Here is a 7,270-nt window from a genome sequence, read left to right as displayed (position 1 = left end):
GCCCCGCGGAGCGGCCGCGGCGGGAGCCGGAGGCGGCACCGCGCCGGGAGCGGGCGGCGCCGCACCGGGCGCCGGCGGCGCCCCGAACACCACGTCGTGCGCAGGCGCCGACACGGGCACGGCGGTGAACGGGGAGGGCGGGGGAGGCCCCGGGGCGAACGGCGGGGGCGGAGGGACCGCCCCGGTCCCCGGCGGGGGCCAGGACCCCGACCGCGCCTGGAGCCGGGTCCACTCCGCCAGTTTCCCGTCGGTCAGCCCGAACGCCTGGAGCTGGACGCCGCCCCAGGTCTCCTCGCCCGTCACCTGGCCCTCCACGGTGGCTCCCAGGCCGAGCGGGACCGCCACGAACTGGCGGACCGTCCCCCGCCCGGAGTTGATGCCGTCCAGCCAGGGCTGGTCCGGCAGGGGCAGGTAGTTCTGCGGGTCCGAGGAGAGCCGGTCGCTCCACGGCTTCCCGGAGACCGCGCAGACCTTCCCCACGCCGACCTTGAGCGCCGCCGGACGCGAGGTGCCGCCGAAGTGCAGCCACATCGCCTCCCGGAGGTACACCGGCAGCATCACGCCGCCGCGCGCCAGCCACTCGGCCGGAGCGGTGCCGGGGAAGTCCTGGACCCGGCGCAGCGGGAACGAACCGAGCCCCGGGGGCAGCGCGTGGGTGCCCGTCTCCGGCAGGCGCAGGGTCCGCATGAACCGCACCCGCACCCCGCCCGGCAGCAACAGGGTGTCCCCGTCGATCCGCACGCCGTCCGTCCCGCCCATCGCACGCTCCCCTCGTCCGCGGCCCGGACTCCGGGCCCGTCAGGAAGAACGCCGCGAGGACCGCGCACGGTTCCGCCGCGGCTGCGGCAACCGCAGCCTGCGGCGCAGCTCCTCCAGCCGCCGCCTGCGCTCCCGCTGGAGGCGGGTGTTGCGGTCCAGCTCCTCCAGCAGGCGGCGCGAGCGGTGGTCGGTGTCCAGCTCGTCGAGGATGCGGGTGATCTCGGTGAGGAAGGCACCCACCAGCTGCCAGTCCTTGGGGTCCTCCCGCACGCGCTCCAACAGGATGTGGGCCAGCCGGTCCCGGGTGGCCGTCGCCTGCGTCAGCTCGGCCGCCAGCCGCTCCTCCGCCTCCTCGGCGCTGGCGCTGACGTCGGAGATCACCATCACGCCGAAGCTCACCACCGCGTCACCGACCTCGGCGAGCAGCTCCTCGACCACCGGGCCCGCCTGGGGGTCGAACAACGGGTCCGGGTCGCGCCGCTTGGCCAGGTCGGTGAAGCTCCTGGCGATGACCCGCAGCACCACCGTGCAGATCTCCAGGGTGTCCAGCCCGGTCCGCAGCACCACCCGGTGCAGCAGGCCCTCCCGGACCCTGGGATTGAGGCGCAGACTGTCCTCGGCCTGCCGCAGCGCGGCGTCGACGCCGGAGATGTGCTGGTCCAGGGCGCGCGCCTCGTGGAGCCGGGCCGTGGCGTTCGACACCGGCGTGTGCCCCGACGCCTCCTCACCCATCCGCAGCATCAGCTGCCGCATCCGCCGGGACAGGTCCGTCAGCGACTCGGCGGCCACGTCCACCCAGACCGGCGGAACGAAGAGGAAGTTGAAGGAGAGTCCGACGACCGCGCCGATCAGCGTCTCGACGATCCGCGCCCACGCGGTGTCGCCGACCGTGGTCACGCCCAGCACCAGCATGGCGCTGATCGCCACCTCGGGCAGGAAGTCCCCGGTGCGCGCCAGCCGGCCGATGACCAGCGACGCCAGGATGATCAGCGCCAGACTCCACCAGGTGAGGCCGACCACCCGGGTGAAGACGATGGCGATCAGCACGCCCGCCACCACCGAGTTCACCCGCTCGATGCCGGTGGTCAGCGTGGAGTAGAGGGTGACCTGCACGACCAGCAGCGCCGTCAGCGGAGCGGTCAGCGGCACGGCCTCGGGGCTGAGGTGCAGCGCGATCACGTAGGAGATCGTCGCGGCGGCCGTCGCCCGCAGGGTGTGGACGACGTCCGGATCCCTCTTCCACCTCCGGTACCTCGTGACCAGCGCTTCCCTCACACCTCGTACGTCCCGCATGCCCCGCGCCTTCCCGCTTCCGGGCGCCCCCAACACGTGTGTTCCGCCAGGTGGAGCCCTGTGCGGTCCATGGTCGCGGCCCGTGCCGTGGATCCGCTCCACGACACGGGCCGCGAGGGCTCCGGTCCGGTTCGTCCGGGGGAAGGAGGTCAGCCGGCGGGCTCGTCGGGCACCGGATGCGCCGGATTGGGGCTGCCGCCGAGCGGGGCGCCCTGTCGGCCGGTCCCCGCCTCGTCGGTGTCGGGCAGCTCCTCCTCCGCCTCCTCCTCGCCGCCCGGCCGGTCGCCCGGGCCGGTGGCGGGTCCGGCGTCCCAGCGGTCGTCGCCCTCGGTGGCCTGCTGGTCCTGCAGGTCGCGGGGAACGGGCTGCCTGCCGGAGGCCGAGGGACGCTCCGGGTCCTCCCGGCCCCCCGGCTCCTCCCGGGCCGCGGCCGCCTCGGCGTCCTTCGGGGCGGTCGCCGGATCGCGGTCCGGCGAGGCCGCCGCGCCCGGGCCCGCCTCCGGGGCACGCGACGCGTCCCGGTGCCCGGCCTCCTGCGAACCGGCCTGCTGGTCCGGCATGTCCCGGGGGACCGGCTGCGCGCCTGCCCCGGTTGTCGCGTCACTCACGTGTTCCACTCCCTTTCTCCGGGCCGCCGGCCGGACTCTCCGGAATCGCCCGCCGGAACCGGCCCGACCCTGCGGGTACCTCCGGGCCCGGGAGCGAAACGCCATGATCGTCCGGGGCCGGGCGCGAACGGGGCGGCGGCCCCGCGGCCCCGGTCACGGGCCTCAGCCCACCAGCCGCCCGCGCAGCGGCGCCGTCGCCTGGCCCGCGCCCTCGCGCATGCCCGCCAGGAACTCCTCGACCACCGACTCGGCGTCCCGCGTCGGCCGCCAGCCCAGCACGTCCCGGGCACGCCCGCTGTCCAGCAGCGGCACCCGCAGCACCGCGTCGAACAGGTGCGGGGACGCGGGCAGCACCCGCATCCGCCACGCCGCCGCGATCGCCGCCCGCACCGCGCCCGCCGGCACCCGCACCGGCCGGGCACCGAACATCCGCCCGAGCACCTGGGCGTCCAGCGGCGGGCCGGCCGCCAGGTTGAACGGACCGCGCGCGTCGGCGGAGAGCGCCGCGATCCGGTACGCCTCGGCCGCGTCGTCGGTGTGCAGCGCCTGCACCCGGAGCCCCGGGACGTCCGGCAGGAACGGCAGCACGCCCGGCCGGGCGACGGCGCCCGGCAGGAACCTGCCGCCGAAGATGCGCCGCTGCTCGCTCGCCGACTCCTTCTTGAACAGGAACGCCGGCCGCATGCGCACCACCCGGATCCGCGGGTGCTCCCGCTCGAAGGCGTCCAGCGCACGTTCCAGGTAGGACTTCTCGCGGGTGTAGGCGGCGTCCGGCCAGCCGTGCGTCGGCCACGACTCGTCCACCTCCCGGTCCTTCGGGCCCGGCGAGTACGCCCCGACCGACGAGGCGTGCACCAGCGCCGGAACCCCGGCGGCGGCCACCGCCTCGAACACCCGCAGACTGCCCAGCACGTTGGTGCGCCAAGTCGTCACCGGGTCGTGCGTGGGCTGGAACGCCCACGCGAGGTGCACCACGGCATCCGCGCCCCGGAACACCTCCACCAGGCGGGCCGCGGACTCCCCGCGGGCCAGGTCCAGCGCCTTCCACTCCGTCCGCTCCGGCCGCCACTCGGGCACCCGCCGGGCGATCCCCGTCACCGAGGTCACCGCCGGGTCCCCGGTGAAGGCGCGCACCACGCTGGTGCCCACGTTGCCGGTCGCCCCCGTCACCACGATCCTGCCGCTCACGCCGTGCTCCTCACGTCGGTACCGGTGGCCGGGTACCCGGCCGCGCCCGGTGCTCACCCGTGCCCGGCGCCCGCCCGGCGGACCGGCGGGGCGGCGGACCGGTGGACCGGCGGACCGGTGGAGCGGCGGGGTGGCGGGGTGGCGGACCGGCGGGGTGGCGGACCGGCGCCCCCTTCCGGCGCTCACTCCCGGCGGGCGCCCAGCGCGGTGTCCGCCCAGATGTTCTCGGCGTGCAGCAGCAGCGCGCCCAGCACCGCGGCCTGCGACGGGTTCCGGGCGGCGTGCTCGCGCAGGTGCTCGCGCAGCCCCGCGTGGAGCTCCGTCAGCCTCTCCTCCGACGGCTCCGGGTCCGGCTCCGGGTCCGGCTCAGGCGAGGCCGCCGGCCCCTCCGGCGCCCGCGGCCCGGACGCCGCGCGGGCCTCCTTCCGCCGCAGGTCGCTGCGGGTCGCCCCGACCGGGCCCGAGGCCAGCCGCCGGCTCTCCGCCTCGCAGGCCAGCCCCAGCACCTCCAGCATCCCGGCGTACCGCTCCAGTGCCGCGCCGTCCGGCGGCAGGGGCGACCGGTCGGCGTCCGCCGCCACCGACAGGGCACGGGTGAGCGCGACGACCTGGCCGGTCACCCGGGCCCACCGCTCGTCCTCCTCCGCCGAGGGCACGTTCGGGGGGATCCGCCGCAGCCGGCGCAGCCGGTCCGGGGCCAGCCGCAGGCTCTCGTCGGACCAGCCGCGCGCCGACCGCAGACCCTCCAGGCGCCGCTCCAGCCGGTCGGTGGCGCGCGACCAGCGCGCCGCCGCCGAGTCGTCCCACTCGGCCCGCGTGAGGTCCCCGGCCACCCTCCGCAGCACCGCCCCCGCCTCCGCGGCCAGACCCACCAGGTTGTCCCGCACGTCACGGAGATGGACCGGTGGCAGCACCAGCGCGTTGACGGCCACCCCGATCACCGCCCCCAGCACCGCCTGTCCCACCCGGTGGCCCGCCGCCTGCGCACTCACCGCGCCGGTGGCCAGCGTGAACACCGCCGTGGTCGCCGCGTAGTTGCCCTGGTCCCCGAAACGCGACCACTGGGCGAGCAGCATCAGCGGCGGCAGGCACACCGCCATGGCCGCCAGCTCGTCCCCGGTCACCGCCTGCGCGGCACTGGCCAGCAGCGTGCCGACGCAGATCGCCGCGCACTGCTGCGCCGCCCGCAGCAGCGACCCGTACACGGTGGCCTGCACCAGCACCAGCGCCGCCCACGGCGCCATCAGCGCCATCGGGTCCTCCAGCCACAGCTTGGCCACCGTCCAGGCGAGCAGCGCCGCCACGGACGCCTTGAGGGACTGGACCATCAGGTCCCGCTCCCGCCCCGGACCGCGCACCGCGTTCCGTGCCGTCACACCGACGGCCCGCAGCTCCCGGCCGATCACCTCCGTCGCACGGTTCATCCGGCACGTGTTGCCGGGAGGCGGTCCGGTAACCGCCCCGCCCCCCGACCGCCCCGCCTCACGCCAGCGGGCTCTCCTCCAGCGCCTGCAGCAGGTGCGCCGGGTCGGCGTAGACGGCGCTCGCCCCCGCCTCCTCCAGGTCGGCGCGCGGAATGCCCCCGCACAGCACCGCCACCGCGGTCACGCCCGCGCGGGTCGCCGCCTTCATGTCCCAGACCGTGTCCCCGACGAACACGGCCCGCTCGGCCGGCACCCCCGCCAGTTCCAGCGCCCGCTCCACCGGTTCGGGAGCGGGCTTGCCCCGGTCGACGTCGTCCGCGCTCGCCGTCGCGGTGATCGCCTCGTCGGCGTCCAGGGCCCGCCGCAGCGCGGTCAGCTCCGCGCCGCCCGCCGAGGTGGCCAGCACCACCCGGCGCCCGGCCGCGTGCAGCCGCTTCAGCAGGTCGCCCGCACCGGGCAGCGGGGCCAGCCGGTCGAAGTACTGGCCGTACAGGGTCTTGTGCGCCGAGCTGACGGCCTCGTCCTGCTCCTCGTCCCGGTCCTCGCCCAGCACCCGGGCGACCAGGTCCGCGCCCGGCAGGCCCACCGCGCGGTGGACGCTGTGCATCGGCACCCGGTGCCCTGCCTGGCGGAACGCCTCCCACCAGGCGACGACGTGCAGATGATTGGTGTCCACCAGGGTTCCGTCGACGTCGAACACCACGGCCCGTTCCATGCCCGTCCCGCCTCTCGCTCGCTGTCCGCCGGCCTCCGGCGGACCCTTCCGCCGGGTACCACGGCCACCACGCCTTCAGACCCCGCCGAAGCCGCTCCCCGCCCGGTTTGCCCGGCGGGCCCCCGGGTACTGCGACGGACCGAGCACCCACCCCCGACCGCTCCCGCAGGAGGCGCCGCATGCCCGAGAAAGCACCGTCCGTCGCCGTCGTCACCGGCTCCGACTCCGGCATCGGCCGGGCCGTGGCGGTCCGGCTGGCCGAGCAGGGCATGGACGTGGGCATCACCTGGCACACCGACCGCGAAGGCGCCGAACGGACCGCCGAGGAGGTGCGCGCCAAGGGCCGCCGCGCCGAGATCGCCCAGGTCGACCTCACCCGGCTTCCGGAGGCCGCCGACACGGTGGACGAACTGTGCGAGCGGCTCGGCCGCGTCGACGTCCTGGTCAACAACGCGGGCACCGGCACCTCCACCCTCTTCCTGGAACTGGGCCTCGACGACATGCGGCACGTGCTGGACGTGAACCTGTCAGGTCCCTTCCTGTGCTCGCAGCGCGCCGCCCGCCGCATGATCGACCAGGGCGACGGCGGCCGCATCGTGAACATCACCTCGGTGCACGAGCACCAGCCGAAGGTGGGCGCGGCCCCGTACTGCGCGGCCAAGGGCGGGCTCGGACTGCTCACCCAGGTGATGGCGCTGGAACTCGCCGAGCACGGCATCACGGTGAACTCGGTGGCCCCGGGCGAGATCTCCACCCCGATGACCGGCCAGGAGGACACCGACCCGGCCACCCAGCGGCGTCCGGGCGTTCCGCTGGGCCGCCCGGGCGACGCCCGGGAGGTCGCCGCTGTCGTCGCCTTCCTGGCCGGGCCCGAGTCCTCCTACGTCACCGGGGCCTCCTGGGTCGTCGACGGCGGGATGACGCGGATGGGGCCGATGGCCGGGGCGTCCCTGGACCGGGACGACTGGCGTCGGCCCTGAGCCGAACTACTCTCGGAGCCATGACGGAAATCTCGAGCCCTCGCGTCGGCCGGTCCCGGATCACCGTGCTCGGGGTCCAGCCGGACAGCCAGCCCTTCCGGATCGTGGAGATCGACGGCGAGTTCGTCGGTGAGGCGAAGTCCGTCACCGACGTCCTGCAGATCGCCGCCGCCTACGGGATCGTCGTGCACGACCTCGACGACCCGGACGTCGTGCGCTGGGTGGGCGGCGACAAGTTCACCTGGGGCCCGCGCCCGCGGTAGAAACCCGTCCGGCGATCCCCGTGCGCCCCTCCGAGGGGGC

Annotated in this window: 7 protein-coding genes and 1 pseudogene; 2 read left to right on the top strand and 6 right to left on the bottom strand. The window is 76.0% G+C overall.

Annotated elements, in window-relative coordinates; all coding sequences use genetic code 11:
* The 6 genes and pseudogenes from A2U95_RS02440 to A2U95_RS02415 all read right to left on the bottom strand — a co-directional run.
* Positions 1–759 (bottom strand): annotated as a pseudogene (locus tag A2U95_RS02440) (hypothetical protein); the annotation flags it as partial.
* 39 nt (positions 760–798) lie between these two features.
* Complete coding sequence (locus A2U95_RS02435; RefSeq protein ID WP_166020590.1) at positions 799–2,052, bottom strand: FUSC family protein; 1,254 nt, start codon at positions 2,050–2,052, stop codon at positions 799–801.
* Between the two features lie 149 nt (positions 2,053–2,201).
* A complete protein-coding gene (locus tag A2U95_RS33535) occupies positions 2,202–2,660 on the bottom strand; it encodes a hypothetical protein (RefSeq protein WP_338104413.1) in 459 nt (152 codons plus the stop codon).
* A 162-nt stretch (positions 2,661–2,822) separates the two neighbouring features.
* Positions 2,823–3,848, bottom strand: a complete 1,026-nt coding sequence (locus A2U95_RS02425) for an NAD-dependent epimerase/dehydratase family protein (protein ID WP_240957171.1) — start codon at positions 3,846–3,848, stop codon at positions 2,823–2,825.
* A 182-nt stretch (positions 3,849–4,030) separates the two neighbouring features.
* On the bottom strand, positions 4,031–5,272 hold the full coding sequence (locus A2U95_RS02420) for an FUSC family protein (protein WP_166020589.1): 1,242 nt from the start codon (positions 5,270–5,272) through the stop codon (positions 4,031–4,033).
* A 58-nt stretch (positions 5,273–5,330) separates the two neighbouring features.
* On the bottom strand, positions 5,331–5,987 hold the full coding sequence (locus A2U95_RS02415; RefSeq protein ID WP_166020588.1) for an HAD family hydrolase: 657 nt from the start codon (positions 5,985–5,987) through the stop codon (positions 5,331–5,333).
* Between the two features lie 179 nt (positions 5,988–6,166).
* Between A2U95_RS02415 and A2U95_RS02410 the strand changes: the two genes are divergently transcribed.
* Both A2U95_RS02410 and A2U95_RS02405 read left to right on the top strand, forming a co-directional pair.
* Complete coding sequence (locus A2U95_RS02410; protein WP_166020587.1) at positions 6,167–6,967, top strand: SDR family oxidoreductase; 801 nt, start codon at positions 6,167–6,169, stop codon at positions 6,965–6,967.
* Positions 6,968–6,987: 20 nt separating this feature from the next.
* The gene (locus A2U95_RS02405; RefSeq protein ID WP_166020586.1) at positions 6,988–7,230 is read left to right on the top strand and encodes a cupredoxin domain-containing protein; all 243 of its coding nucleotides are present in this window, start codon (positions 6,988–6,990) and stop codon (positions 7,228–7,230) included.
* Positions 7,231–7,270: the final 40 nt, after the last annotated feature.

The organism is Streptomyces chilikensis (assembly GCF_001642695.1).
Classification (GTDB): domain Bacteria; phylum Actinomycetota; class Actinomycetes; order Streptomycetales; family Streptomycetaceae; genus Streptomyces; species Streptomyces chilikensis.
The sequence above is the reverse complement of the archived record's forward strand: the minus strand, read 5'-3'. Positions and strand labels throughout refer to the sequence as shown.

What these genes read in the sequence shown, in the direction of transcription:
- A2U95_RS02435 (WP_166020590.1), bottom strand. Translation starts at nt 2,052, where the DNA reads ATGCGGGACGTACGAGGTGTGAGGGAAGCGCTGGTCACGAGGTACCGG.
- A2U95_RS02420 (WP_166020589.1), bottom strand. Translation starts at nt 5,272, where the DNA reads ATGAACCGTGCGACGGAGGTGATCGGCCGGGAGCTGCGGGCCGTCGGT.
- A2U95_RS02415 (WP_166020588.1), bottom strand. Translation starts at nt 5,987, where the DNA reads ATGGAACGGGCCGTGGTGTTCGACGTCGACGGAACCCTGGTGGACACC.
- A2U95_RS02410 (WP_166020587.1), top strand. Translation starts at nt 6,167, where the DNA reads ATGCCCGAGAAAGCACCGTCCGTCGCCGTCGTCACCGGCTCCGACTCC.
- A2U95_RS02405 (WP_166020586.1), top strand. Translation starts at nt 6,988, where the DNA reads ATGACGGAAATCTCGAGCCCTCGCGTCGGCCGGTCCCGGATCACCGTG.